The 26,459-nt window shown below is 71.4% G+C and carries 23 protein-coding genes; 14 read left to right on the top strand and 9 right to left on the bottom strand.

What is annotated here, in order from left to right:
- Positions 1 to 727, bottom strand: a 727-nt coding sequence (locus tag QPJ90_RS02695; protein ID WP_290132936.1) for an MBL fold metallo-hydrolase, incomplete at its 3' end; no start/stop codon positions are given.
- A gap of 63 nt (positions 728 to 790) precedes the next feature.
- Between QPJ90_RS02695 and QPJ90_RS02690 the strand changes: the two genes are divergently transcribed.
- From QPJ90_RS02690 to QPJ90_RS02675, 4 genes are all read left to right on the top strand, one after another.
- Positions 791 to 1,327: a hypothetical protein gene (locus QPJ90_RS02690; protein ID WP_290132935.1), complete on the top strand. Its 537-nt coding sequence runs from the start codon at positions 791 to 793 to the stop codon at positions 1,325 to 1,327.
- A gap of 2 nt (positions 1,328 to 1,329) precedes the next feature.
- Positions 1,330 to 2,361: a YihY/virulence factor BrkB family protein gene (locus QPJ90_RS02685; protein ID WP_290132934.1), complete on the top strand. Its 1,032-nt coding sequence runs from the start codon at positions 1,330 to 1,332 to the stop codon at positions 2,359 to 2,361.
- A gap of 53 nt (positions 2,362 to 2,414) precedes the next feature.
- Positions 2,415 to 2,897: a VTT domain-containing protein gene (locus tag QPJ90_RS02680; protein ID WP_290132933.1), complete on the top strand. Its 483-nt coding sequence runs from the start codon at positions 2,415 to 2,417 to the stop codon at positions 2,895 to 2,897.
- 74 nt (positions 2,898 to 2,971) lie between these two features.
- The gene (locus QPJ90_RS02675) at positions 2,972 to 3,670 is read left to right on the top strand and encodes an SDR family oxidoreductase (RefSeq protein WP_290132932.1); all 699 of its coding nucleotides are present in this window, start codon (positions 2,972 to 2,974) and stop codon (positions 3,668 to 3,670) included.
- Between the two features lie 75 nt (positions 3,671 to 3,745).
- Here the strand turns inward: QPJ90_RS02675 and QPJ90_RS02670 are convergent, their stop codons facing one another.
- The gene (locus QPJ90_RS02670) at positions 3,746 to 5,323 is read right to left on the bottom strand and encodes an ABC-F family ATP-binding cassette domain-containing protein (protein ID WP_290132931.1); all 1,578 of its coding nucleotides are present in this window, start codon (positions 5,321 to 5,323) and stop codon (positions 3,746 to 3,748) included.
- Positions 5,324 to 5,612: 289 nt separating this feature from the next.
- Between QPJ90_RS02670 and QPJ90_RS02665 the strand changes: the two genes are divergently transcribed.
- On the top strand, positions 5,613 to 6,029 hold the full coding sequence (locus QPJ90_RS02665) for a DUF3151 domain-containing protein (RefSeq protein ID WP_290132930.1): 417 nt from the start codon (positions 5,613 to 5,615) through the stop codon (positions 6,027 to 6,029).
- 116 nt (positions 6,030 to 6,145) lie between these two features.
- On the opposite strand, the gene QPJ90_RS02660 is transcribed toward QPJ90_RS02665, so the two are convergent.
- From QPJ90_RS02660 to QPJ90_RS02645, 4 genes are all read right to left on the bottom strand, one after another.
- On the bottom strand, positions 6,146 to 9,190 hold the full coding sequence (locus tag QPJ90_RS02660) for a glycoside hydrolase family 2 TIM barrel-domain containing protein (protein ID WP_290132929.1): 3,045 nt from the start codon (positions 9,188 to 9,190) through the stop codon (positions 6,146 to 6,148).
- Positions 9,187 to 10,095 carry a carbohydrate ABC transporter permease gene (locus QPJ90_RS02655; RefSeq protein WP_290132928.1) on the bottom strand — a complete coding sequence of 303 codons (909 nt, stop codon included), beginning with the start codon at positions 10,093 to 10,095 and terminating at the stop codon, positions 9,187 to 9,189. The genes QPJ90_RS02660 and QPJ90_RS02655 overlap by 4 nt, the downstream gene beginning before the upstream one ends.
- A gap of 92 nt (positions 10,096 to 10,187) precedes the next feature.
- Positions 10,188 to 11,306, bottom strand: coding sequence for a sugar ABC transporter permease (locus QPJ90_RS02650; protein ID WP_290132927.1), 1,119 nt, complete (start codon positions 11,304 to 11,306; stop codon positions 10,188 to 10,190).
- A complete protein-coding gene (locus QPJ90_RS02645) occupies positions 11,303 to 12,667 on the bottom strand; it encodes an extracellular solute-binding protein (protein WP_290132926.1) in 1,365 nt (454 codons plus the stop codon). Before QPJ90_RS02645 ends, QPJ90_RS02650 begins: the two co-directional genes overlap by 4 nt.
- A 232-nt stretch (positions 12,668 to 12,899) precedes the next feature.
- Between QPJ90_RS02645 and QPJ90_RS02640 the strand changes: the two genes are divergently transcribed.
- Positions 12,900 to 14,057, top strand: coding sequence for a Vms1/Ankzf1 family peptidyl-tRNA hydrolase (locus tag QPJ90_RS02640; RefSeq protein WP_290132925.1), 1,158 nt, complete (start codon positions 12,900 to 12,902; stop codon positions 14,055 to 14,057).
- A gap of 201 nt (positions 14,058 to 14,258) precedes the next feature.
- Here QPJ90_RS02640 and QPJ90_RS02635 read toward each other — a convergent pair whose 3' ends face one another.
- Positions 14,259 to 15,425, bottom strand: coding sequence for an MFS transporter (locus tag QPJ90_RS02635; protein ID WP_290134154.1), 1,167 nt, complete (start codon positions 15,423 to 15,425; stop codon positions 14,259 to 14,261).
- Between the two features lie 97 nt (positions 15,426 to 15,522).
- Here QPJ90_RS02635 and QPJ90_RS02630 point away from each other — a divergent pair, with 97 nt between their 5' ends.
- Positions 15,523 to 16,281, top strand: coding sequence for a GntR family transcriptional regulator (locus QPJ90_RS02630; RefSeq protein WP_290132924.1), 759 nt, complete (start codon positions 15,523 to 15,525; stop codon positions 16,279 to 16,281).
- Positions 16,282 to 16,308: 27 nt separating this feature from the next.
- On the opposite strand, the gene QPJ90_RS02625 is transcribed toward QPJ90_RS02630, so the two are convergent.
- Positions 16,309 to 16,461: a hypothetical protein gene (locus QPJ90_RS02625; protein WP_290132923.1), complete on the bottom strand. Its 153-nt coding sequence runs from the start codon at positions 16,459 to 16,461 to the stop codon at positions 16,309 to 16,311.
- A gap of 265 nt (positions 16,462 to 16,726) precedes the next feature.
- Between QPJ90_RS02625 and QPJ90_RS02620 the strand changes: the two genes are divergently transcribed.
- From QPJ90_RS02620 to QPJ90_RS02590, 7 genes are all read left to right on the top strand, one after another.
- On the top strand, positions 16,727 to 17,794 hold the full coding sequence (locus QPJ90_RS02620) for a LacI family DNA-binding transcriptional regulator (RefSeq protein ID WP_290132922.1): 1,068 nt from the start codon (positions 16,727 to 16,729) through the stop codon (positions 17,792 to 17,794).
- Between the two features lie 146 nt (positions 17,795 to 17,940).
- Entirely contained in the window at positions 17,941 to 19,698 is a 1,758-nt protein-coding gene (locus tag QPJ90_RS02615; RefSeq protein ID WP_290132921.1) for an ABC transporter substrate-binding protein, read from the top strand.
- Positions 19,695 to 20,675, top strand: a complete 981-nt coding sequence (locus tag QPJ90_RS02610) for an ABC transporter permease (RefSeq protein ID WP_290132920.1) — start codon at positions 19,695 to 19,697, stop codon at positions 20,673 to 20,675. The genes QPJ90_RS02615 and QPJ90_RS02610 overlap by 4 nt, the downstream gene beginning before the upstream one ends.
- Complete coding sequence (locus QPJ90_RS02605; protein ID WP_290132919.1) at positions 20,672 to 21,622, top strand: ABC transporter permease; 951 nt, start codon at positions 20,672 to 20,674, stop codon at positions 21,620 to 21,622. Before QPJ90_RS02610 ends, QPJ90_RS02605 begins: the two co-directional genes overlap by 4 nt.
- Complete coding sequence (locus tag QPJ90_RS02600; protein WP_290132918.1) at positions 21,619 to 23,400, top strand: ABC transporter ATP-binding protein; 1,782 nt, start codon at positions 21,619 to 21,621, stop codon at positions 23,398 to 23,400. Before QPJ90_RS02605 ends, QPJ90_RS02600 begins: the two co-directional genes overlap by 4 nt.
- A complete protein-coding gene (locus tag QPJ90_RS02595) occupies positions 23,397 to 24,269 on the top strand; it encodes an alpha/beta hydrolase (protein WP_290132917.1) in 873 nt (290 codons plus the stop codon). The genes QPJ90_RS02600 and QPJ90_RS02595 overlap by 4 nt, the downstream gene beginning before the upstream one ends.
- A 36-nt stretch (positions 24,270 to 24,305) precedes the next feature.
- On the top strand, positions 24,306 to 25,481 hold the full coding sequence (locus QPJ90_RS02590) for a family 1 glycosylhydrolase (protein ID WP_290134153.1): 1,176 nt from the start codon (positions 24,306 to 24,308) through the stop codon (positions 25,479 to 25,481).
- 60 nt (positions 25,482 to 25,541) lie between these two features.
- On the opposite strand, the gene QPJ90_RS02585 is transcribed toward QPJ90_RS02590, so the two are convergent.
- Positions 25,542 to 26,444, bottom strand: a complete 903-nt coding sequence (locus tag QPJ90_RS02585) for a hypothetical protein (RefSeq protein ID WP_290132916.1) — start codon at positions 26,442 to 26,444, stop codon at positions 25,542 to 25,544.
- Positions 26,445 to 26,459 lie beyond the last annotated feature (15 nt).

The following is a 26,459-nucleotide window of genomic DNA, read 5'->3' as shown; positions in this document are numbered from 1 at the left end:
CCGCGCGCCGCGCCTGCGCCACCGCCGCCCGCACCCCGAGCGACCACGCCGGACCGTGGCCCGGCAGCACGTGCGCCGCCTCGGTGTCCACGAGCCGGTCGAGCGACGCCACCGCCTCCGGCACGTCCGCCGTCGCCGCCGGGGCCACCACCCGCGGCCCGATCCCGCCTGTGTACGGGTCGAGCGTCACGAGCGCGTCGCCCACGATGACGGCATCGCGGTCGGCGAAGTGCAGCGCCACGTGCCCGTCGGTGTGCCCCGGGGTCTCGATGATCCACGGCGACCCGGGGACCTCGGCCCGGGACTCGAGCGACCTCGTGTCCGAGACACCGGACACCCAGGCAGCCCCGGCGAGGAGCATCCGTCCGAGGGGCGCCAGCCCGCCGGGGTGCAGCGCGACGAAGCCGAACCGGTTCGTCTGCGGCCGGTAGGAGTACGGGTGCGCGGCCAGCTCGCGGTCGCCGGGGTGCACGTACACGGCCGTCCCCCACTCCCGGCGCATCCGGTCCGCCGTGCCCACGTGGTCGAAGTGCCCGTGGGTGAGGAGCAACGCCTCGACCGCCGCCGGTGAGTACCCGAGGTCCCGCACCGCGAGCTGCAGGTGCGGCCACACTGCGGGGAGGCCGGCGTCGACCACGAGCAGCCGGTCCCCGGTCTCGACGAGGTAGGTGTTGGTGTGGGCGACCTCCAGTCGGTGGATGCCCTCGGCGACGTCTCGGAACAACATGCCCGGCACCGTAGACGCCCCGAACTGTGGGCCGTCGCGGATCGGCCCTGGTAGGCACGGTGTATGCCCAACGACAGCCTCCCCGAGCTCGAACTCGCGAACACCCGTGCGCGCGAGGGCATCACCGACACCGTCGCGGAGATCCGCCGCCGTGCGGACGTGCCTGCGCGCACCCGCCTGGCGATCGCGAAGACGAAGCAGCGGTGGCACCGCGACCCCACACCGCTCGTGGCGATGGGTGTGACCGCGGCCGCCGGCATCGCCGCGATCGTCCTCGGAACGCGGATCGGGCGGACGGACGCCGGGCACCTCGCGCAGCCGCCGGCCTCCACCGCGTTCACCGCACTGCTGCCCTTCGGCGCCCGCGGCGGCGACGGACCCGGTGCGGTCGAGCAGTCCCAGCCCGGCCGGAAGGGCCGGAAGGCGAGGAGGAAGGCGGCGGAGGAGGCGCTCGAGCGCGACCCGATGCACCGCAACCGGGTGAAGCAGCGCGCCGGCATCGCCGCCGTCCAGCGCCGCGCGACGAAGAACCGCAAGCAGGCCGCTGCCCGCGCGAAGGCGGCGTCGAAGGCGGCGGCGAAGGCCGCAGGCAGGGGCTGACCATGGCACGCGAACGACAGAAGCCCGACGCCGACGACCCGCGGAAGCCGGACGGCCCCACCGACCTCACGAAGCCGACCGTCGTCTACACGCTGAAGAAGACGCTCCGTGAGTTCTCGAGCGACCAGTGCACCGACCTGGCCGCGAGTCTGACGTACTACACCGTGCTGGCGCTCTTCCCCGGCATCCTGGCGGTGGTCTCGATCCTCGGCCTCGTGTCCGACCCGACGAAGACCATCGACGACGTGCTCAAGGTCGTGACGAACATCGGTGGCGGCGACGTGGCGAAGCTGCTGCGCAACCCGATCGAGGGCCTCGTGCGCTCGCCCGCGGCGCCGATCACGTTCATCGTCGGTCTCCTGGGCGCGCTGTGGTCGGCGTCCGGGTACGTCGGGGCGTTCGGTCGAGCGATGAACCGCATCTACAACGTCCGCGAGGGACGGCCGATCTGGAAGCTCCGCCCGACGATGCTCGGCGTGACGCTCTTCACGGTCGTGCTGCTCGTCATCGGCCTCGTCGTCCTCGTCAGCGGTCCCCTCGCGAAGAGCGTCGGTGACCTCATCGGCCTCGGCGACGCAGCCGCGACCGTGCTGCTCATCGTGCAGTGGCCGATCCTGCTCGTCATCGCCGTGATCGTGGTCGCGGTCCTGTACTACTGGGCGCCGAACGTCGAGCAGCCGAAGTTCCGATGGGTGAGCGGCGGTTCGATCGTCGCGATCCTCATCCTGATCATCGCCAGCGTCGGGTTCGGGTTCTACGTCGGCAACTTCTCGAACTACAACGCCACGTACGGCTCGCTCGGTGGCGTGATCGTCTTCCTGCTGTGGATCTGGATCACGAACAACGCGCTGCTGTTCGGCGCCGAGTTCGACGCCGAGCTCGAACGCGGCCGGGAGCTGCAGGCCGGCATCCGCGCCGAGGAGGACATCCAGCTCCCCGAGCGCGACACCCGGCAGATCGAGAAGCAGGACGAGCAGCGGGCGAAGGACGTCCTCGAGGGGATCCGGATCCGCCAGGGCGCCGACCGCGACTGACCCGGCCGGGTGAGACTGAGGACATTCCCGGCGGGCGCCGCTACCGTTCGCCCGTGCCGTCCTTCCTCGACGACCTGCCGTTCTGGCCGCTCGTCGCCACCCTGCTCGTCATCGTGTTCTGCCGTGCGCAGGCCACGTACTGGCTGGCACGGCTGGCGGTGACCGGGGCGGCACGCTCGCGGTGGGGCCGGTGGCTCGACTCGGCCGCGGTCCGTCGAGGCTCGGCGCTCCTCGACCGCTGGGGGCTGCCGGTCGTCACGGTCAGCTTCCTCACCGTCGGCCTGCAGACGATGGTGAACGCGGCCGCGGGCCTCGCCCGGGTCCCGTGGTGGCGGTACACGGTCGCAATGCTGGTCGGGTGCGTCGCGTGGGCGTTCGTCTACGCGACCGTCGGTCTGGCCCTGTTCTGGGCGCTCCTCGCCGCCTTCGCCGGCTCGCCCTGGGGTGTCTCCGCGATCGTCGCGGTGGTCGCGGCCGGTGCAGTCGGGTGGGTGGTGCTCCGCCGCCGGCGCGGCGCGTCCGTCGCCTCCCGCTGACGCGACCTGCGGTCGCACACCCGGCCTGGAGGCACGGTGCGGCCCCGTCGGACCGCATCCGTAGGCTGGTGCGCATGACCGACACCGCGCCTCCCGTCAGCCTGCCCACCGCACTCGTGACGGGCGCGACCCGTGGGATCGGCCGCGCCATCGCGCTCGACCTCGGGCGGACGCACCACGTGTACGTGGGCGGTCGGGACGCCGGGGCCGTCGACGCCCTCGTGTCCGAGCTGCCGAGTGCGTCGCCGTTCGTCGGCGACCTCGGTGCCGGTGACGCGCCCGCCCTGCCGGACCGCCTCGACGTCCTCGTGCACAACGCCGGCGTCGAGGAGGGCACCACCGTCGCGGACACCGAGCGCGCCGTGTGGGAACGGGTCTTCGCGACGAACGTGTTCGCGGTCGCCGAGCTCACCCGTCGCGCGCTGCCGGCCCTCCGCGCGGCCCGGGGCATCGTCGTGCCGATCAACAGCGGCTCGGGGTTCCACTCCGGCCCCGGTGGCGGGGTCTACGCGGCGTCGAAGTTCGCCCTCCGTGCCTTCGCCGACGCCCTGCGCGAGGAAGAGCGCGCGAACGGCGTGCGGGTGTCGAGCGTGCACCCGGGCCGGACCGACTCGGACATGCAGCGCGCCCTCACCGAGAAGCTCGGCGAGGACTACGACACCGCGTACTACCTCGCTCCGGAGGACGTCGCGGCGGCGGTCCGCACCGTCGTCGACCTGCCGGAGCGTGGCACGGTCGAGTCGCTCGCGATCCGGCCGACGAAGCGCCGCTGACCGTCCCGCCGAGGCCGAGGCCGAGGCCGAAGCCGGGGCCGGGGCCGGGGCCGGGGCCGAGGCCCGCGGTCCCGGTCACGACAGCTCGATCCGGGCCGTGAGGTCGAGCCGCTCGAGGAACGTCTCGTCGTGGCTCACGACCACGAGCGCACCCCGGTAGGACCGCAGCGCGTCGACGAGCTGGTCGACGCTCGTCAGGTCGAGGTCGTTCGTCGGCTCGTCGAGCACCAGCAGCTGCGGCGGCGGGTCCGCGAGCACGAGCGCGGCCAGGGCCACCCGGAACCGCTCGCCGCCGGAGAGGTCCCCGGCGCGACGGTCCACGGCGTCCCCACGGACGAGGAACCGGGCGAGCCGGTTCTTCACCTCGGCGTCGCTCGCGGTCGGGGCGTGCCGTCGGACGTTGTCGAACACGGTCGCGGTGTCGTCGAGCGAGTCCTTCCGCTGCGGCAGGTAGCCGATGCGATCGACGTGCGGGACGGCACCGGTGCTCGGGAGCGGGTGCTCGCGGGCGGCCGGGAGATCGACGAGCTGCTCGAGCAGCGTCGTCTTGCCGACCCCGTTGTCGCCCGCGACCGCGATCCGTTCCGGGCCCTGCACGATGGTGTCCCGCCCCCGGACGGTCACGGTTGCGATCATCCGGGAGGCCGGCACCTCCGGATCGGGCAGCGCGACCGTGATCGACTCGTCGACCCGCAGCCGGGCCTCGGCCTCGTGCTTCGCCGCCAGCGCCGCGGCCTCGTCCTCGGCGTACCCGGTGCGGAGTCGCCCGGCGGTCTGCTCGCCACGCTTCCGCATCTCGTTCGCGAAGATCTTCGGCATGCCCTCGGCGGCCTTCTTCCCCGAGCGGGCACGCCGCGCGATCTTCGTCTCCGCCTCGATGCGCTGCCGCTTCTCCGTGCGGTGCCGCTGTTCGGCGACCCGGACCTCGCGCAGGGCCGCGGCCTGCTGCACCGCGAGGTGCTCCTCGTACGCGCTGAACGTCCCACCGAACACGGTCAGCGTCCCGGAGCGCAGCTCGCAGGTCTCGTCCACGTGCTCGAGGAGCTCCCGGTCGTGGCTCACCAGCACGAGCGTGCCCGACCATCCGTCGACCATGTCGAGCAGGACGCCGCGGGCACGTCGGTCGAGGTTGTTCGTCGGCTCGTCGAGGAACGCGATCGGTGCTCGACGCATCCGGATGCCGGCGACGGCGACGAGCACGGCCTGTCCGCCGGACAACGTCGACACGGGACGGTCGAGGTCGGAACCGTCGAGGCCGAGCCCGATGCCGGACAGTGCGGCGGCGGCCTGCTCCTCGACGTCCCAGTCGTCGCCGATCACGTCGAAGTGCTCCGGTGACGCGTCGCCGCCGAGGACCGCGCGGAGCGCCGTGACCGTCGGTCGGATGCCGAGGAGGTCCGTGACGCTGTCGTCGGGCCGCGCGGTCAGGCGCTGCGGCAGCAGGTCGACCGGACCGGTCGTCGTGACCGATCCCGAGGTGGGGTGGAGCTGCCCCGTGACCAGCCGGACGAGCGTGGACTTGCCGGCCCCGTTCCTCCCGACCAGGCCGGTGCGGCCGCGGCCGAAGGCGGCGGTGAGGTGGTCGAGCGCGACGGTGCCGTCGGGCCAGGCGAAACTGAGGTCGTTCAGGACGACGGACTGACTGATGGGCATACGGGTGCCTCCCCGGTTGTCGGTGCTGGGCGCACGACACCGGAGCCACCACCGTGCGGTCGGGCACGAGCGGTGGAGCGCCCGACGGCGGGCGCGATCACGGTGTCAGCGCGTGGGCTGAGCGGAACCGGTGATCGACAGCAACTCATCTGCTTCCGTCGGGGACCCCCGTGGCCGTCACCCGTGGCGGCGGCCGGTCGTCCCGCACCGCGACCCCGTGGTGACGACGGGGTGGGCCACCACGGTACGCCCGGGGGTGCTACCGCGCAAGAGGTGACAGGCTGGAGGCATGCCGGAGAACCTGCTGCCGAACCCAGCCACCCCCGAGACCCTGCTGCCCGAGGAACCGGAGGTGACGTCGGCGCTCGCCGCGGACGCTCCCGTCGCCTCCGTGGTGGTGTCGCACCCGTCGTCGAGCCTCGCGTGGGCGCTCCTCGCCGACGAGGCCTGGGACCGCGGTGCGACGCTCGAGTCGTACGCCTACGCCCGGGTCGGGTACCACCGCGGGCTCGACGCGCTGCGGAAGGCCGGGTGGCGCGGAGCCGGTCCGGTGCCGTGGTCGCACGAGCCGAACCGCGGCGTGCTCCGGGCGCTGTTCGCGCTGCGTCGGGCGGCCGAGGCGATCGGCGAGGACGGCGAGCCCGAGCGGCTGACGGCGTTCCTCGAGCAGAGCGACCCGGAGGCGCTGCGCGCACTCGGCGCGTAGCGCGGCGGGCGCGCCGCGCGGTCGCATCGAACCACGGAAGCGACATCGAACCGGGTTGAGTGCCCGGTTCGATGTCGCTTCCGTAGTTCTTCGCGGCGCGAACGCGCCGCCCCGCTCTAGCCCAGCACCACGCTCCACGACGCCGCGTGCGGCCACAGCTGGTGCTCTGGCAGCACGTCGAGGCCGCACGCCCGCGAGCCCAGCCCGTGCTGCGCGACGTCGAGGTACAGGTACGCGTGGTCCGGCGTCGGCAGCTCGTACGGGTGCCCGGCGCGCGTGACCTGCTGCGCGGTCCACGGCGTGAGCGTGAAGCCCGCGCGGTGGGAGCCGACCGTCGTCACGGTGAGGTCGCCGACGCTCAGCGACCGCAGTTCAGGCCGGTGGCCGGACTCCTGCGGCCGCGAGTACTCGACCGTCAGCGAGCGGACCGGCGCAGTGAAGCGTCCGACCCGGGCCGCGTGGTCGGAGTCCGAGTAGGACTCCTCCGGACCGGTGCCGAACCACGTCGCGGTCTCGTCGAGGAACGACACGGGCAGGTCGAACCGCACGCCGAACCGCGGCCACGTGACGTCCCACGCCCCGAACGGCACGGCGTCCGTCTGCAGCTGCAGTCCGGCGTCCGTCAGGGTCCAGCGGTGTGTGACGTCGACGCCCCACCCGCTGTTCGCCGCCGCGACCCGGACCCGCTGCACGAGGCCGTCCGCCGTGCGGTCGACCGACACCAGCCGGTGCGTCAGCCGGTCGAGCCCACGCTCGACCCACCGCTCGGCCGACGCCGGAGCGTCCGGGTCGCCGACGCCGCCAGTGAGCACGGGGTCGGCCGTCTCGTAGCCGCCCTGTGACGACAGCCGGTCGTTGTCCGTCGGCGCGCGCCAGAGCTCGAGTCGCGGTCCGGCGACCTCGTGGCCCTTGAACGAGACCAGGTCACCGCGGGCGGTGAAGGTGCCGTCGCCGAGACGGTCGCCGTCCCACCCCTGCCGGGAGGCCCGTGGCGCGTCCGCCGGTCGGCTCGCGACGAGCCGCTGCGTGCGTGCCACGACGTGGCCGGTGTCCGCCCACGCGGTCGGTCCGGCGAGCTCCGCGGTCACGTCGAACCAGAGCTCGTCGCCGGGTGCGACCGAGCCGGCGGCGGCCTGCAGCACCTCGTCCGGCACGGGCACGGTCGCGGACGCCCGAGCGGCGATCACGCCGGGTGCGAGCCGCCCGGACGCCTCGACCTCGCCGTTCCGCGACAGCGTCCAGCTGAAGCGGAGTCCCGCGGTCGAGGCCGAGTGGTACCGGTTCTCGACGAGCAGCGTGGTGTCCGACGACGACATCCGGATCGGCGCCACGACGGCCGCGAACTCCGCGAGGCCAGGGGTCGGGGTGTCGTCGGGCAGCACGAGGCCGTCCATCACGAAGTTGCCGTCGTGCACGACCTCGCCGAAGTCGCCGCCGTACCCGTAGTACGGCGTGCCGTCGGCGGTGTGGGTGAGCAGGCCGTGGTCCCGCCACTCCCACACGAAGCCGCCGTGGAGCCGCGGGTACTTGTCCACGAGGGCCTCGTACTCGGCGATCTGCCCCGGTCCGTTGCCCATCGCGTGCACGTACTCGCAGTGGATGAACGGCTTCGACCGCTGCCGTGCCGCCTCGGCCGGGCCGCACTCCATCAGGGGCGTGGGCGTGCCACCACCGATCGACTCGGTCTCCTGCAGCGTCGGGTACATGCGCGAGTACACGTCGGTGTACTCACCCGTGTAGTCGCCCTCGTAGTGGACCGGCCGCTCGTCGTCGCGGTCGTGCACCCACTGCGACATGGCCGCGAGGTTCCGACCGGTGCCCGACTCGTTGCCGAGGGACCACATGACGATCGACGGGTGGTTCTTGTCCCGCTCGACCGTCCGCGCGATCCGGTCGAGGTACGCGTCGCGCCAGGCCGGGTCGTCGGAGGGGTTGCCCACCCACCCGGTGAACAGGAAGCCGTGGGTCTCCAGGTCGCACTCGAGGACCACCCAGAACCCGAGCTCGTCCGCGAGGTCGAGCACGCGCGGGTGCGGCGGGTAGTGCGAGGTGCGGATCGCGTTGACGTTGCTCCGCTTCATGAGCGCCATGTCGGCGCGGGCGTGCTCCTCGTCGAAGACGCGCCCGCGCACGGGGTGGGTCTCGTGCCGGTTCACGCCGTGGAAGACCACGCGCTCGCCGTTCACGAGGAACCGGTCGCCCTCGATGCGCACCGACCGGAAGCCGAGGCGGAGCGAGACGGTCTCGCCGCCCGTGCGTCCGCCGGCGGCGGTGCCGGTCGACAGCGTCGCGTCGTACAGCCGCGGCAGTTCGGCGCTCCACGGCTCGACGCCCTCGACGGTGATCGGTGCGACGTCGGACGCGGACGCCCACGTCACGTCGACGTCGAGCGACGGAACGGCGAACCGCACCGGGAACACGGCGTCGAGCGTCGGCACGGTGATCGTCCCCGTCCCCGTCGACGGCCGCCCCGACGCGGCGGTGCCGGCGGTCGCGGCGGACCCGAGCACCGGCGCCCATCCGGCGCGCACGAACACGTCGTCGATCGCCGCGGTCGGACGCGCGAGCAGCGTGACGTCGCGGAAGATGCCGGGCAGCCACCACTGGTCCTGGTCCTCGAGGTACGAGGCACCGGACCACTGGTGCACGCGCACGAGCAGCTCGTTCGACCCCGGACGCAGCAGCGCGGTCACGTCGAACTCGGTGACGAGCCGCGAGCCGGTGCTCCAGCCGACGAGCGAGCCGTTCAGCCACACCCGGAAGTGCGACTCGACGCCGTCGAACCGCAGCACGACCCGGGCGGCCGCGTCGAACGAGTCCGGTAGCGAGAACGTGCGCCGGTGGTCACCGGTGGGGTTCTCCTCCGGCGGGTGCGGCGGGTCGATCGGGAACGGGTACTGCAGGTTCGTGTAGCTCGGTGCCCCGTGCCCGTGCAGCACCCAGTGCGACGGCACCGGCAGGGTGCCCCAGTCGTCGTCCGCCCCGGGGACCGGGACGTCGGCGACGGGCGACCAGCGGAAGTCCCACTCGCCGTCCAGCGACAGCGAGGGGGCGTCCGTGTGCAACCAGGCACGGGGTGCCAGTCGCGAGTCGGAGCCGGGGGCGGTGGACGCCAGGTCGGCGCGTGCCGAGTCGGCGGATGGCTGTGCAGTGACGGTCAACCCTTGACCGATCCTTCCGTGAGGCCCCCGCGCCAGAAGCGCTGCAGGACGATGATCGCGATCACGAGCGGGATGACCGAGACGAGCACTCCGCCGGTGGTGAGCTGGTAGAACTCTGGCAGACGATCGACCTGTGCACGCCAGTTGTTGAGTCCCAGTGTGATCGGGTACAGCTTCTGGTCCGCCAGCATGATGAGCGGCAGGAAGAAGTTGTTCCAGATGCCGACGACCTGGAACAGGAACACCGTCACGAGCGCCGGCGTCATCTGCCGCAGCACGATGGTGTGGAAGATCCGCAGCTCACCGGCCCCGTCGATGCGCGCCTGCTCGAGGAGCGCCGTGTCGACTGACGCCGCCGCGTAGACCCGGCAGAGGAACAGCCCGAACGGGGAGACGAGGCTCGGGATGAGCACGCTCCAGTACGTGTCGGTCAGCCCGAGCGTCGAGAACAGCAGGAACAGCGGCAGCGCCGTCGCGGTGCCGGGGACGAGCACGCCGCCGAGGATCGTGCCGAACACGAGCTGTCGCCCGCGGAACTCGTACTTCGCGAGGGCGTACCCGCCGGCGGCGGCGAAGTACGTCGCGAGCACGGCACCGACGCCCGAGTACAGGATGCTGTTCGCGATCCACCGGACGAAGATGCCGCCGTCGTACGAGAACACCTGCGCGATGTTGCTGAACAGCGCGAACTCGCCGCCGAACCAGAACCCGTTCGTCGCGAACAGTGCCCCGGTGGTCTTCGTCGCCGCGATGACCACCCAGTAGAGCGGCACCAGGAAGTAGATCGCGACGATGACGAGGATCCCCGTCACGACGATCTGCGACTTCCCGGACCGGTCGAGCTTGCGGCGCTGGTGCGCCGTGATCGCGGTCGTGTCGACGGGTTCGGCCGCCTGCTTGGTCACCGGCGCGCTGGAGCTCTGAGCGACGCGCCAGCGGCGCCGCGACGCCAGCGCCGCAGGAGCCTGCGACTGCGGTCCGTCAATGCGTTCGCCGCTCATCGGTTGTCCCCTTCGGCCTGGAGGCGCGGTGCGGCCCCGGTGGTCGTGTTGCGGTTCGCGACACCGGTGGCGGGCCGCGACCCACCGTCGGCGGTGACGCGCGTCTGGAGCGCACGCCGTGCCTCCAGGCCGTCGCGCTTCGCGCGCTTCCTCTGGTCCCGCTCGCTCTTCGGCGGCCGGTTCGTCAGCGCGAGGAACGCGAACGACAGGATGAACGCGGCCAGCGCGATGATCACAGCCTGGGCCGAGGCGACGCCGTACTCGTTGAAGGCGAACGCGTTCGTGTAGGCCGCGTAGTTCGGCGTGTACTCCGTGTCGATCGCGGGCGCGACCGTGGACAGGATCTGCGGCTCCGCGAAGAGCTGCAGCGTGCCGATGATCGAGAACACGGTCGTGAGCACGAGCGCCGGCGCGATGAGCGGGATCTGGATGCGCCACGCGACCTGGAAGGCGTTCGCGCCGTCCATCTTCGCGGCCTCGTAGACCTCGCCCGGGATGGACTTGAGCTGCGCCACGATGATGAGCATGTTGTAGCCGGTGTACGTCCAGGTGACGATGTTCGCGATCGACCACAGGACGCTGTTCGCGCCGAGGAAGTCCGGCTGCAGCCCGATCGACTGCAGCAGCGCCACGATCGGGGAGAGCCCGGGGACGTAGAGGAACGACCACAGGATCGTCGCGATGACGCCGGGGACGCCGTACGGCATGAAGTACACGGCCCGGAAGAACGCGGGCCAGCGGGCGCTCGCCGACTCGAGCAGCAGCGCCAGGATCGTGCAGAGGATGATCATCACCGGGACTTGCACGATGCCGAACAGCAGCATCCGGCCGATCGAGGCGACGAACCCGGAGTCCTGCAGCGCGATCGCGTAGTTGTCGAACCCGGCGAACCGGCCGACGACGCCGTCCTCGCCGAACAGGCCCTTGCGGTCGACGGTGGTGAAGCTCTGGAACAGCGCGCTGATGATCGGGATGATGAACGTCAGGACGAACAGCGCGAGGAAGGGTCCGAGCAGGATCCACGGCGCCCGCTTCTGCGCGCTGGTGGCCTTCGTGCTCGTCCGGAAGGTCGGCGTGGTGCCGCCGGTCTGGCGTGTGCCGGTCTGCTGGCTCATCGTGCGGTCCTCACGCTCAGGCCCTTGTCCTTGAAGGACTGGACGATCTCCCGTTGGGCGAGCTCCACCGCGTCGGTGAGCTTCAGGCCGCCGGTCAGCTTGCGGCGGAACTGGTTCTGCAGGCTCGTGAACGCGGACTGCGTGACCGGGGACCACGACCAGTCGACGTTCTGCTCCTGCGCGGCGGGGACGAAGACCTCTTCGTTGTAGTTCTGCCCGGAGAACCACGCGCTCGGCTTCTGGCGCGCGGCGCCGATGTAGTCCTTGGCGGGCGACCAGCCGATGCCGCAGTACTTGATCATCGCGTTGATGCCCTCCTCCGAGGTGGTCATCCACGTGATGAACTCGAGCGCCTCGGCCGGGTGCTTCGCGTTCGCGAGGACCGCGGCGGTCGAACCGCCGATCGCGCTCGAGCCGAAGCCCGTGTCGCCCCACGTCTGCATGGGCGCGACCTTCCACTTGCCCTCACCGCCCTGCACCGACTGGATGAGGGCGTCGCCCCAGCTCGCGCTCGTGACGGCCGCGATCTTGCCGCTCGCCGCCGCGGCGTACCAACCGGGGGAGTACGCGCCGGCGCTCGTGTCGACGAGCTTGTCGTCGATGACGCCGTCGAAGAACTCGGCGACCATCATCGTCTTGTCGTCGGTCATGTCGACGACCCACTCGTCGCCGTCGATCCTGAACCACCGCGCACCGGCCTGCTGCGCGTAGGCGGCGAACGGCGACGCGTCGGCGACCGGGAACACCTCGAGGTAGTTGCCGTTGCCCGTGCCACGCACCTTGTCGGCGAGGTCGCGCCACTCGTCCCACGTCTTCGGGGGTTCCCCGCCGGCCTGCTCGAGGATCGCGGTCTGGTAGTAGAAGCCCATGGGGCCGGTGTCCTGCGGGATGCCGTAGATGCCGTCCACGAACGAGACCTGCGCCCACGCTGCCTCGTCGTACTTCGACTCGAAGTCCTTCGCGCCGTACCGGGCGAGGTCCGTCAGGCCGTTCGCGAGCATGAACTCGGGGATCTGGCGGAGCTCGACCTGTCCGATGTCCGGGCCACCGCCGGCCGCGAGCGCGGAGTACATCTTCTGGTAGCCGCCGCTGTTGCCGCCGGGGATCCAGTTCGCGGTGACCTGGATGCGGGGGTTCTTCGCGTTCCACACGTCGCAGACCTTCTGCAGGTCCTTGAGCCACGCCCAGTAGGTGAGCTGGACGGTCTCGCCGCCCGACGAGGCGGGGATCAACGCCGCCTTGTTCACGTTCGTCGAGCCCGGCACCGCACAGCCGGCGAGCAGGCCCGCCGCCGCCGTCCCCAGGCCGAAGCCCAGGAGTTGTCGTCTCGTGATGGGGCTTCTTCTGCCTGTCGGCGTCATCGCACGGCTCCGGTTCGTCGTCGATCGGGGTCCCGCCCAGCCAACCACAAAACCGAGCGTTGCTGTACTTTCACGCAGGTCGCTGGGCGTTCCCTCCGCACTGTGGACGCATCCGGGTCGACGGGTGGAGTGTGGGCTGACGCGGACGCAGGGGACCGTGACAGGGTCCGTCCGAACCGGTGTCCGCCGTCGGGGCAGACCTGCTCCGGCACGCTGAGCGGAAGGAGCTACCATGACGTCGACCAACGCGACGAGCGAACTGCACGGGATCCTGGGACAGCGGCTGGAGGACGGGGGCACGTGGGCCTGGGCCTACGCGGACGTCTCCGGCAACGTGGAGGACCCGAGGCGGCAGGCGGCGCTCAAGCTCCGCGCGGTCGAGGAGTCGCTCCGTGCGCAGGGCGCCACCGACGCCGTCGTGGACGCCGTCGCCGCCGAGTTCGAGCAGGAGGCCGGCGTCCCCTCGCCCGTCACCCGGTACGTGCTCGTCCACGAGGGATCGATCGTCCTGAGCGAGGTGCTCCCCGGACACCTGCACGGCGTGGAGTCGGTCGGCGTCGGGGCCGTCCCGGACCTCGTACCCCTCGTCGCCCACCGCCCCGTCGACCTGCCCTTCCTCGTCGTGCACGCCGGCAAGGAGGGCGGTGCCTTCCGCACCTACCGGCTCGGCCACGCGCCCGTCGCCCCGGACGAGCAGCAGGTCGAGGGCCGCAACGACACCCTGCACTACGCCAAGGCCGGCACCGGGTGGAAGCAGCCGCACTGGCAGCAGCACACCGAGGAGATCTGGAAGCAGAACCAGTCCGAGCTCGCTGGTGCCCTCGACGCCACGGTCCGCGAGCGCCGACCAGGGCTCGTCGTCATCGCGGGGGACGTCACCGCACGCGAGCTCCTCGTGAAGTCCCTGTCGACCGAGACGAAGGCCCTCGTGTCGGTGTTCCCCGGTGACCCCCGCGCCGACACCGCGTCGAAGCAGGCCTTCGTCGAGCACGTCGAGATCGCGCTCGCCCGCGTCGTCGCCACCCGTCGGCACGACCTCGAGGACCTCCTCCGGACCCACGTCGGACGCGGCGACAACCAGGCGGTGACCGGGCTCGGCTCCGTGGTCGAGGCGCTGCAGCAGGCGCAGAGCTCGGTGGTCGCGCTCGACGCCGTCGCCATCGGGGACCGGACGCTCCTCGCACTCGGGGCGGCGCCCTGGGTCGCGACGGCTCCGGAGCAGGCCGGCGGCGTCCCGGTGATCGGGCCGGTGCCCGCGGTCTGCGCGCTCGTCCGGGCGGCGGTGCTGACGGACGCGGAGCTCGTGCTCGTCAACGCGGCGTCCCTGCCGGGCGGTGCAGCGGCGGCCGCGCTCCTGCGCTGGCCGGTCGGACCGGCCGTGCCCGCCTGATCACGTGACCCCTGACGGACGGGAGGCCCGTGGCGACCCCGCCACGGGCCTCCAGTCCGTCCCGCGCGCGCGTCCGCACCCGAGCCGCCCTGCCGAGGTTCCGGAACACCGGCATCTCGCCGGCTCCCGCCTCGGTCGTCGGAACCTCGGCGACCTGCGGGCGGCGAGTCGCGCAACCTCGGTACCGCACGCCCGGGCGCGTCAGTCGTGCGAGCGGTCCGCCCTCGGCACGAGCGGGAGCGCGAGCAGCGGCAGGACCGCCACGATCGAGAAGGACGCGGCGAACCCGAGGCCCGCGACGAGCGCGCCGACCCCGGGCCCGACGGCGCTCGCCGCGATGAACTGCCCCGTGTTCTGCGCCCCGAGGGCGCGACCCGACCAGAACGGTCCCGCGGCCTCGGCCACCGACGTGTACGCCAGCCCGTTGTCCGCGACGGTCACGCTCGTCGCCACCACGAGGAACACCGCCCCCGCCGCCAGGTGTGTCACGTCCACGAGCGCGAGCACGCCCATCACCGCCGCGGCGCTCAGGGCGACGATCCGCAGGGGGCCGACGCGGGAGCCGACCCGGTCGCTCCAGGCCCCGACGAGGATGCGCCCGACGGCACCGACGAACTGTGCGCCGCCGACGAGGAGTCCGGCCGCACCCGTCGACCATCCGAGCCCGACGAGCCACACCAGCCCGTACGTGGACAGGGTGAACTGCGGCACGACGAGCAGCACCGACACCGCGTGCACCCGCCAGAGGAACCCGTCGGTGCGGTAGGGGTTCGCCACGTGCTCCGCCGGGGCGTCGGCCCGCGAGGCCCTCGGCGGGTTGACGATCCCGATCGTACAGAGCACCGCGAGCACGGCGCAGAGCACGACCGGCAGCACGAGCGATGCCCGGATGCCGGCGGACTCGGCGAGTTGCGGCACCGTCACCGCCGCCAGGGTCACGCCGAGCGGCTGTGACATCTGCCGGATGCCCATCGCGAGCCCGCGGCGCTCCTTCGGGAACCACCCCACCACCACGCGACCGCTCGCGGCGTTCGTCGACGCGCTCGTCATGCCCGCTGCGAGGAACGCGATCCCGAGCAGCACGGTGTTCCCCGCCGCGAGCCACGCTGCCGCCACCGCGACGGTCGTCAGGACGAGACCACCGGCGATCACCGCACGCTCGCCGAACCGGTCCGTGACGGCGCCCCAGGCGATCAGGGTGAGCACCATGCCGAACGTGGGCGATGCGGCGAGGACGCCGGCGACGGGCAGCGGGGTGCCGTGGGCGTGCAGGTGCGGGATGAGGAGCGCGGGCGCGGAGACGACGAGGGTGCCGGCTGCCTGCGCGGCGACGCCCAGCGCGAGCATCGTCCACGCGCGGCGGCTCATCGTCGGGCGCGATGTGGTGGTCGTCGTCACGATGATTCCGTTCGGGGACTGATTGGTATACCAAAACGGTATACCATTCCTGCTAGGCTCTCGGACCGTGGCTGGAACGACAGACGTGGTGACCGCGGACGGCGTGGCGGTCTCGCAGACCGCGCAGCTCTACGACAACCTGCGCGCGGCGGTCCTGACCCTCGACATCGCCCCGGGCGAGCGCATCTCGGAGCGCGGGCTCGAGGCGCGGTTCCATGCCTCGCGCACCCCGGTCCGAGCCGCACTGTCGCGGCTCGAACGCGAGGGGCTCATCCTGCACGAGGGGCGCTCGTGGATGGTCACCCCGATCGACCTCGACGAGATCGCCTCGCTCGCGGAACTCCGTGGCGTCCTCGAGCCCGCGGCCGCCAGGCTCGCGGTCGCGCGCGCCTCCACCGAGCAGCTCGACGAGGTCCGGGCACACCTCGACGACCTCCGCGAGGCACCCGACCAGCGCTCGGGCATCCGGATGGGCTCGACGTTCCACCTCGACCTCGCGTCGCTCGGCGGCAACCGGTTCATCACCGACGCCGTCGCGGACGCGCTCACCCGCCTCGAGCGGACCCGCTGGATCGAGGTGCGGACGCCCGAGGCCCGCGACGCCGCCTGGGACGAGCACAGCCAGATCCTCGACGCCGTCCGTTCGGGCGACGCCGACCGCGCGGCGGAACTGCTCGCAGCGCACGTCGCCGGTACCAACGACCGGCTGCTCGCGTTCATCGCGCAGGAGCGACGGCGGCTCCGCGGTGCGGGCATGGCGATCGTCGGGCCGACCGAACGCTCCGGCGGGCCGGCCGAGCGCGCCAACGGGTCGACGGAGCGCTGACGGCGCTAGCTCGCGTCGACCGGCGCGTCAGAGCGTCGGTTCCTCGCTCCCGTCGACCTCACCGAAGATCCAGGCGTTCTGGTTCCCCTGACTGTGGTCGAGCAGTCCGCTCTTCACCTCGTCGATGGCGATCGACTCGGTGATGACGTCACGGCTCTGTCCGCGGGTGTTCTTCGACATCGTCGGCTCCTGTGTGTGTGGGCATCGGATCGGTGGCGCAGGCCCCTGCCTGCGGATGCGCTTCCTCACGGGACGTACTGAGGTCGCTCAAGTGTGACCGTGTTCGTCCGCGGAGCGCAAGGGTCTGCGCGCACCTGTGGACGGATCGGCCCGGACGGCGTGCCTAGGATGGTCCGGCCGCACCGGGCGCGGCACCACCAGCGCGACGGCGGACGGGAGGCACGGCTTGGCTGGACAGCGCACCGCACCTCCCACGGTCTACGACGTGGCGTCCGCCGCCGGTGTCTCCATCGCCACCGTCTCGCGCGTGCTCCGGACGCCCGACGCCGTCCGCGAGGGCACCCGCGACCGCGTGCAGGCGGCCATCCGGACGCTCGGCTACGTGCCCTCCGGCAACGCGCGTGCGCTCGCCGGCAAGCGCACCGGCGTGGTCGGACTCCTGCTCCCGGGCTTCGACGTCGTGCCCGACGAGCGGCCGGACCTCGTCACGGACGGCGGTGTCCGCGTGGTCGACGACCGCCGGCACGTGACGCAGCCGTTCTCGTCGAACCTCTACTTCGACGAGGTCCTCCGCGGCGCCGAGGTCGAGGCGTGGCAACGCGGCCTCGCGCTCATGGTCGCGGCCGGTCGGGGTCCCTCGAGGGACGTCATCGTGAACGACGTCGCCGGCCGGGTCGACGGCCTCGCCGTGCTCGCGCAGACCGTCCCGGACGAACTGCTCGAGCACGTCGCCCGGCGCATCCCCGTGGTGGTGCTCGCGGACGACCGGCGCTCGCACGGCTTCGACTCGGTGAGCGTCGACAACGCCGCGGGCATGCGGACCGTCGTGTCGCACGTGGTCGGACGCCTCGGGATCCGCTCGATCGCCTACGTCGCCGGTCCGATCGACTCGCCGGACGACATGGAGCGCGCGGCGGGGTTCCGCGCGGCCCTCGTCGAGCACGGGGTCGACCCGGCCGACGTGCCCGTGGTGCACGGCGACTTCGGCCGCGCCCGCGCCCGGGAGCTCGCGACGTCGCTCTTCGAGGGTGCCGTCCCCCGTGCGGTCGTCTGCTCGAACGACCAGTCGGCGCTCGGCACGCTCGACGCCGCTGCGGCCCTCGGCATCCGGGTGCCGGAGGACGTCGTCGTCACCGGGTTCGACGGCATCGACGCTGGTCGCTTCTCGCAGCCGCGCCTCACGACCGTGCACCAGCCGATGGGGGAGCTCGGGCGTGCCGCCGTGCGGGCGATCGTCGAGCGGCTCGCCCGCCCCGACGGGCCCCCGCGTGCCGTGCGCCTGCCGGTCGAGGTGCTGCTCCGCGAGAGCTGCCCGCCGGTCCTCGACGCCTGACGGCACCGGACGCCGTGTTGCACCCCGCCGATCAGGACCGGTGGTTGCACGCCGCGATGTAAGCGCATACATTGGTGCGGTACCCAATCGACACGGAGGTCGACCGAGCAATGACGCTTCCCCCACAGCGCATGCGCGAGCCAGGCATGCGCGAACCAGCAGGCCCACAGACGGCCGCTCCGCGCGCAGCCCGCGGCACCCGTGCCACCGGCCCCGCCCGTCCCCGCCGGCGCGGCCGTCTCCTCGCCGCCCTGGCCGGCATCGCCGTCGTGGCCCTCGCGGCGAGCGGCTGCAGCATCCAGGTCCGCTCCCAGCCGGACCCGAGCATCGGCAAGGACACGATGCTCATCAACGCCGACCACGGCAACCCGCTGTTCGACCGCAACTTCAACCCGTACATCTCGAACGCCCGCACCGCGAGCAAGTGGATGTACGAGCCGCTGATCGAGGTCAACCCGCTCGACGGCAAGGGCACGCCCTGGCTCGCGAGCAGCTGGACCCAGCCGGACGCGCGCACGATCGACATGACCATCCGGCAGGGCGTCGAGTGGTCGAACGGCGATCCCTTCAGCGCGAAGGACGTCGTCTTCACGTTCGACCTGCTCAAGAAGTTCCCCGCGATGGACATCAAGGGCGCCTGGCAGCACATCGACCGCATCGAGCAGGACGGCGACCACGTCGTCTTCCACCTCAAGAGCGACGACGTGCCGAGCCTCAACATCATCGGCGCGACGTACATCCTCGGCGAGCAGCACTGGGGGAAGGTCAAGGACCCGACCACGTGGCGCGACCCGAACCCCGTCGGCACCGGGCCGTTCGTGCTCGGCAACTACACCGACCAGCAGTACTCGATGGACAAGAACCCCCGGTACTGGCAGGCCGACAAGATCGCCATCAAGCACCTCATCCTCCCAGCCACGAACACCCAGCTCGACACCGTCACGCGTGGCTACGACTGGGCGTACTCGTTCATCTCGGACGTCAAGGGCACGTGGGGTGCTGCGTCGAAGACCAACACGTGGTGGTTCCCGGCCGGCGGTGTCATCGGCCTCGTGCCGAACCTCACGAAGGCGCCGTACAACGACGTCAACGTCCGCAAGGGCATCTCGTACGCGCTCGACCGGCAGGACATCGCCGAGACCGCGACCGAGGGCAACCTGACGGCCGCCGGTCAGACGGGCCTGATCCTGCCGAACCAGGAGCAGTACCTCGACCCGTCCATCCCGGACAAGGGGATGATCACGCAGGACACGAAGCGGTCGCTGCAGGAGTTCGCGAAGTCCGGCTGGACGCAGCAGGGCGGCAAGCTCGTGAAGGACGGCAAGCAGCTGACCATCACGATCATGACCGCGAACGGCTACTCCGACTGGCTCCGCGCGGCCCAGCAGGTGCAGCGCGACCTCACCGCGATCGGCATCAAGGTGTCCCTCCAGGCGCCGCAGCCCGCCGGCTACCAGGCCAACCTCAACAACGGAAAGTTCGACATGGCCATGGGCGGGATGGGCAACGGTGACGTCTACCAGGCCTTCAACTCGCTGCTGTCGAGCGACTTCTACCAGCCCGTCGGCAAGTCGACGGTGAACAACTTCGAGCGGTACCGGAACGCCGACACCCAGGCGCTCCTCGACGAGTACAAGGCGACGACGGACGAGTCCCGGCAGCGGGCCATCCTGCACCAGCTGCAGAACATCGTCTACGACGACGTCCCGGTCATCGGCATGTACTACGGCGGCCTCTGGGGTCTGTTCAACACGAACAAGTTCGTCGGGTGGCCGAGCGCGGAGGACCCGTACATGGCACCGCAGAACTACGACTCCGCACCGCTGCTGATCTTCTCGAAACTGCGGCTCCGCGACAGTGCCGCAGGCCGCCAGATCCTCGAGGAACAGGAGGAAGCGAAGTGAAGTACCTCCTCCAGAAACTCGTCCTGTTCGTCCTGACCCTCTGGGCCGCGGTCACGCTGAACTTCGTGCTCCCTCGGCTCATGCCGGGCAGCCCGACCGACGCCGCACTCGCGAAGCTCAGCCAGAACGGCCCCGTCACCGACGCCACGAAGAAGGCGATCGAGGCGCAGCTCGGCGTCCCGAGCGGCAACCTCTGGGACCAGTACGTCAGCTACCTGCACCAGGTCGTCACCCTCGACTTCGGCACGAGCTACACGTTCTACCCCCAGCCCGTCGGCGACCTCGTGGCGCAGGCGCTGCCGTACACGCTGGTGCTCGTCGGGCTCGTCACGATCATCGCGTTCGTGCTCGGCACCCTCATCGGCGTCGGGGCGGCGTGGAAGCGCGGCACCTGGCTCGACTCCCTGCCGACCCTGTCCGGCAGCTTCATGTCGACGTTCCCGTACTTCTGGACCGCGCTCCTGCTGCTGTTCTTCCTCGGCTACGTCCTGCACTGGTTCCCGACGACCGGGGCCTACTCGGCCACGACCACGCCGGGCTTCAGCGGACAGTTCATCGGGGACGCCCTGCAGCACGCGATGCTCCCGGCGATCACGATCCTCGTGACGAGCCTCGGCGGCTGGATCATCGGCATGCGCAACGCGATGATCAACACGCTCGGCGACGACTACGTCACCTTCGCCGAGGCCAACGGGCTCCGCGGCCGAACGGTCGCCGTCCGGTACGCAGCCCGGAACGCGATCCTGCCGAACCTCACCGGCTTCGGCCTCGCGCTCGGCGGTGTCGTCGGCGGGTCCGTGCTCGTGGAGCAGGTGTTCGGGTACCCGGGCATCGGCTACCTGCTGTTCAACGCCGTGATCGGGCAGGACTACCCGCTCATGCAGGCCCTCTTCCTGATGATCACCGTGTCGGTGCTCATCGCCAACTTCATCGTGGACGTCCTCTACGGCGTCCTGGACCCGAGGACGCGCCGATGACCCAGACCAAAGCACCGGACACCACGGTCGCAGTACGCACGCAGCACGAACCAGCAGCCCCGTCCAAGTGGCTCGCCGCCGCCCGCCAGTTCGGCGTCGTGTGGAGCAACACCAAGGCCCGCATCGGCATCATCATCCTCGCCGTGTTCGTCGTCGTGGCCATCGCCGCCCCGCTCCTCGCCCCCTACGGCGCGAGCCAGAACGGCTTCGCCCGCAGCGCCGACGCCACCTGGGCACACTGGATGGGCACCACCGCCGCCGGCGAGGACGTCCTCTCCCAGCTCATCTACGGCGCCCGGGTCTCCGTGCTCGTCGGTGCGGTCGCGGGCTTCCTCTCCACGCTCGTGGCCGTCGCCATCGGACTGAGCTGGGGTTACATCCGCGGCTGGGTCGCCGAGGTCATCGGGTTCATCGTGAACCTCTTCCTCGTCATCCCCGGCCTGCCGCTCATGATCGTCATCGCCGCGTACCTGCAGAACGGCGGCATCGCGGTGATCATCGCCGTGATCGTGGTCACCGGCTGGGCCTGGGGCGCTCGGGTCCTCCGGAGCCAGACGCAGTCGCTCCGCAGCCGTGACTTCGTGACGGCCGCGCAGTTCTCCGGCGACGGCGCCACCCGCATCGTGTTCCGCGAGATCCTCCCGAACATGACGAGCCTCATCGTCGGCTCGTTCTTCGGTGCGGCGACGAGCGCGATCCTCGCCGAGGCGGGCCTCGAGTTCCTCGGGCTCGGTGACTCGTCGATCGTCAGCTGGGGCACGATCCTCTACTGGGCGCAGAACTCGAACGCGCTGCTCACCGGTCAGTGGATCCTGCTGTTCGCCCCCGGTCTCTGCATCGCCCTCCTGGCGATGAGCCTGACCCTGATCAACTTCGGCGTCGACGCCGTGTCCAACCCGCGGCTGCGCGAAGGCGCGCGCCGCAAGCGCAAGGAGGCCACCGCATGAGCGGCGCACCCACGCACGCAGCAGACGGCCGGGAGGCCCGTGGCGGCGCCGCCACGCGCCTCCAGTCCGAAGGTCCCGACGCTGGTGACGTCCTGCTGGACGTCCGCGATCTGTCGGTCGTCTACGAGTCCACCGGCCAGGAGGCCGTCCAGGCCGTCGACCACGTGTCGTTCTCCCTGCGGAAGGGCGAGTTCGTCGGCCTCGTGGGGGAGTCCGGCTCCGGCAAGTCGACCCTCGGGTACGCGCTGACGCGGCTGCAAAAGCCTCCAGCGCGCACCAACGGCGGCAACATCTTCTTCGCCGGGTCGGACATCCGCGACCTCGACGACGAAGCGCTCCGCCAGCAGCGGCAGGGCGGGTTCGCGATGGTGCTGCAGTCGGGCATGAACGCGCTCAACCCGGTGCGGACGATCCGCAACCACTTCATCGACGTGTTCAAGGCGCACGGGCACGTGCCGCGCGAGCGGTGGGACGCCCGGATGCGGGAGCTCATCGACAAGGTGAAGCTCCCCGCCACGATGCTCGCCCGCTACCCCGGGGAGCTCTCCGGCGGCATGCGGCAGCGCGTGTCGATCGCCCTCGCGCTGTCGCTCGAACCGCGGCTCATGGTGTTCGACGAGCCGACCACGGCGCTCGACGTCCTCGTCCAGCACGCCGTGATGGACACGATCATCGAGCTGCAGCGGTCCGAGGGGTTCACAGCGATCCTCATCAGCCACGACCTCGGCATCGTCCTCGAGGCCACCGAGCGTGTGCTCGTCATGCACGAGGGCCGCATCGTCGAGGACGGCGGTTCGACGGAGATCCTGCGCGACCCGCAGGACGAGTACACGAAGATGCTGCTGTCGCACTACGCCGACCCGCGTGCCGAGGTCGTCTCGCTCCCGGGGTTCCCGGACCGGTCGCAGCGCGATCCCTCGGCCACCCGCCAGGAGACGACGTCGTCGTTCAGCACGGTCGGCTCCCGCGAGCGCAGCGCCGCGCGCAACCCGATCGTCGTCGACCACCTCGTCAAGACGTACCCGGCGCCCCGCCGTGGCGAGCAGCCCGTCCAGGCCGTTCGCGACGTCTCGTTCACGCTCGAGCCCGGGCAGTCGCTCGCCCTCGTCGGCCAGTCCGGCTCCGGCAAGTCCACGATCGCGAAGATGCTGACCGGCGTCGAGAAGCCGACCACGGGCACCGTCCGGTTCGGCGACACGGACGTCGCGAAGCTCGGGCGACGCGGGCTGAAGGACCTCCGCTCCGAGGTGCAGATGGTGTTCCAGGACCCGTACGCGGCGCTCAACCCGCTGCACACGGTGGAGTACATCCTGTCCCGGCCGATCGCGAACTACACCGGACTCCGCGGCCGTGACGCGAGGCGACGGATGCTCGAGCTGCTCGAGACCGTGGGACTGACGCCCGTCGAGCAGTTCGCGCAGAAGCTCCCGCACCAGCTCTCCGGCGGGCAGCGCCAGCGTGTCGTCATCGCCCGGGCACTGGCGTCCGACCCGCAGGTCATCATCGCCGACGAGCCCGTCTCGATGCTCGACGTCACGCTCCGTGCCGGGGTGCTCGCGCTCCTCGAGGACCTGCGCGAGCAGTGGGGCGTCTCGCTCCTCTACATCACGCACGACCTGCTGAGCGCGCGGCTCATCACGGACGACATCATGGTGCTGCACGACGGTGCCGTGGTCGAACGGGGCCGCACGGCCGCGGTGCTGCAGGACCCGCAGGACCCGTACACGGTGGCGCTGCTCGACGCGGTGCCGAACCCTCGAAGGGCACTGCTGGCATGACCACGCTCCACGACTTCCCGACCGTCCCCGCGTTCGGGCACCTCCCCACCCCGGACGGCGTCGACGTCGTCGGCATCGACCTCCCCGTCGGGCGGCTCACCGCCTACCGCGTCGTGCCGACCGGGCGATCGAAGGGTGTCGTGTTGATCGTCCCCGGGTACACGGGGTCGAAGGAGGACTGGCGGACGTTCATGCCGCTCCTGGGTGACGCCGGCTGGACCGCGGTCGCGATCACCCGACGTGGGCAGGCCGACTCGGCGCGGGCGGCGTCGCCGTCCGGGTACACGCTGCAGGAGGAAGCCGCCGACGTCGTCCGGGTCGCTCGGCTGCTCGACGACGGCGCTCCCGTGCACCTCATCGGACACTCGCTCGGCGGTGTGATCGTCCGCGAGGCCGCCATCGCTTCGCCGGACTCGTTCCGTGACGTCGTCCAGTTCTGCTCCGGACCGTACGGCTGGCCCTACCGCAAGGTCACCGAGCTCACGATCCTGCACGACACCGGCGGGAACCTCCGCCAGCTGTTCGACTCGACGAACCCGCTCTGGGCCTACCGCCCCGACGAGGAGCTCCCCGACGACCCGCGCTTCGTCCGCGACCGGTTCGACGCACACGACCCCGCGAGCGTCGTCGCCGGTGGCCACATCCTCGAGGACCACACCGACGCCTCCGCCGAGCTCCGCGCGACCGGCCTCCCGGTGCTCGTGACCCACGGCGAGTGGGACGGTGCCTGGCCGATCCCGTGGCAGCGGCAGATGGCGGAGGACACCGGCGCCGCCTACGAGGTCATCCCCGAGAGCTACCACGGCCCGCAGGTCGAGAACCCGGCGGCGACGCTCGCCGTCTTCGACCGCTTCCTGAGCACGCACTGACCCGAGCACGCACTGAAAGGCACCATCATCACCACGCTGCAGTTCCCCGACGGCTTCCTCTGGGGTGCCGCCACCGCCGCCCACCAGATCGAGGGCAACAACGTCAACAGCAACTGGTGGGTCCACGAGCACGAACCCGACACCACCATCGTCGAGCCCTCCGGCGACGCCGCGGACAGCTACCACCGCTACCGCGACGACATCCGGATCGCCGCCGACCTCGGCCTGAGCTCCTACCGGTTCAGCATCGAGTGGGCGCGCATCGAGCCGGAGCGCGGCTTCGTCTCCCGTGCGGAGATCGACCACTACCGCCGCATGGTCGAGACCTGCCACGAGTTCGGCATCGAACCCATCGTCACGCTCATGCACTTCACCGTCCCGCGCTGGTTCGAGCGCGACGGCTTCTGGCGCGCACCCGACGCGGCCGACCTGTTCGCCCGCTACACCGAGGCCGCGCTGCCCGTGGTCCAGGACGGCGTGCGCTACGTCTGCACGATCAACGAGCCGAACATCGCCGCGATGCTCGCCGGGGGAGAGGACGCGTCGAACCTCGTCGCGTACGGCCTCCCGAACCCGGACCTCGGCGTCGCCGACGCCCTGCTCGCGTCGCACCAGCGATCCCGCGAGGTCCTGTCACAGGTGTCCGGGCTGCAGTCCGGCTGGACCATCGCGACGCAGGCCTTCCGGTCGAACGGCGAACCCGGTTCGGACGAGATGCTCCGCGAGTACGGGTACCCGCGCGACGACTGGTACCTCGAGCAGGCCGCCGGCGACGACTTCCTCGGCGTGCAGGCGTACACCCGCACCTTCATCGGGCCGTCCGGCCCGCTCCCGGTAGCCGACGACGTCGAGACGACGCTGACCGGTTGGGAGTTCTACCCCGAGGCCTCCGCCGACGGCCTCCGCTCGGCATGGGAGCTCTCCGGTCACGTGCCGCTCATGATCACCGAGAACGGCATCGCCACCGCGGACGACTCCCGCCGGGTCGCGTACACGCAGGGCGCCCTCGAGGGCATCCACCGCTGCATCGAGGACGGCATCGAGGTCCTCGGCTACCAGCACTGGTCCCTGCTCGACAACTACGAGTGGGCGTCGGGCTACCGCCCGACCTTCGGGCTCGTCGCGTGGGACCCGGAGACGTTCGAGCGGACGCCGAAGGACTCGGCGCGCTGGTACGGGCGGGTCGCGCAGGCGAACGCGCTCACCGTCTGAGACGACACCAGCCGGGAGGCGCGACCTGCGTGGAGGCGCAGGTCGCGCCTCCCGGCTGGTTCAGTCCGCCGATTCGTCGGAGGTGGGGTCCTCCGCGGTGAAGTGCAGCCCCGCGGTCTGGTCGTCGAACCAGGCGAGCAGGACCTCCTCCGCCTTCCGCGAGCCGCGCTCGCGGGCGAGGTCCAGGGCACTGCGCCCCTCGGCGTCGAGCACCGTCACGTCCGCGCCCCGTTCCAGCAGCGCCTCCGTCGTACCGCGCCGGTCGAACCAGGCTGCAGCGTGCAGCGGAGCGAAGCCCCAGCGGGGGTCGACCTCGTCGATGCCGACCGTTTCGCCACCGATGCCGTCGAGCGCGAGCGACAGTCCGCCGACGTCGCCGTGTGCCGCCGCTCGCACCGCCGGCGTCGCCCACTCGACCCAGCCGTCCGGCACCGGGCCGTGCCAACCGTGCTGCCGGCGCTGCTCAAGCTTGGCCCAGTCGTCCTCGTGCACGGACCGGACCTCGATCGCGACGTCACGGAAGTGCACGGCGAGCTCACCGGTGGGGGAGAGCAGGAGTCGGAGCTCCCAGACGTCGGCGTCGACGTGCGCGAGCTCCCCGCGCGTGACGTGGACGTCCCCGGCCAGGAGGTCGAGGGTCTCAGTGTCGCGCGGTTCGAGCACAGCGCGGTCGAAGCGCAGCGTGACGCGGGCGTGGTTCCAGCGCTTCCAGAGGCCGTCCGGGGTGTCCAGGACCTCGTCGTTCCGGACGACCACGGCTGCGCTCACGGCCGCGCTGCCGTCGTCAGCGGGGGTCTCGGTCTCCCAGCGTTCGATGCGCGCTTCGTTCCAGGTGACCGAGGCGAGGGCCGCCACGGTGGGCGGCGCGTCGGTCAGCAGACGGGCGAGGTGCTCGGGGTAGCCCTCGACGTCCTCGAGGGAGACGTACCCGACCGCGGGCCAGCCCACTCGACTCCATCGCACGGTCCGAGCCTAGTC

The organism is Curtobacterium sp. 458, assembly GCF_030406605.1.
GTDB lineage: Bacteria > Actinomycetota > Actinomycetes > Actinomycetales > Microbacteriaceae > Curtobacterium.
This window is presented reverse-complemented; position numbering and strand designations above follow the sequence as displayed.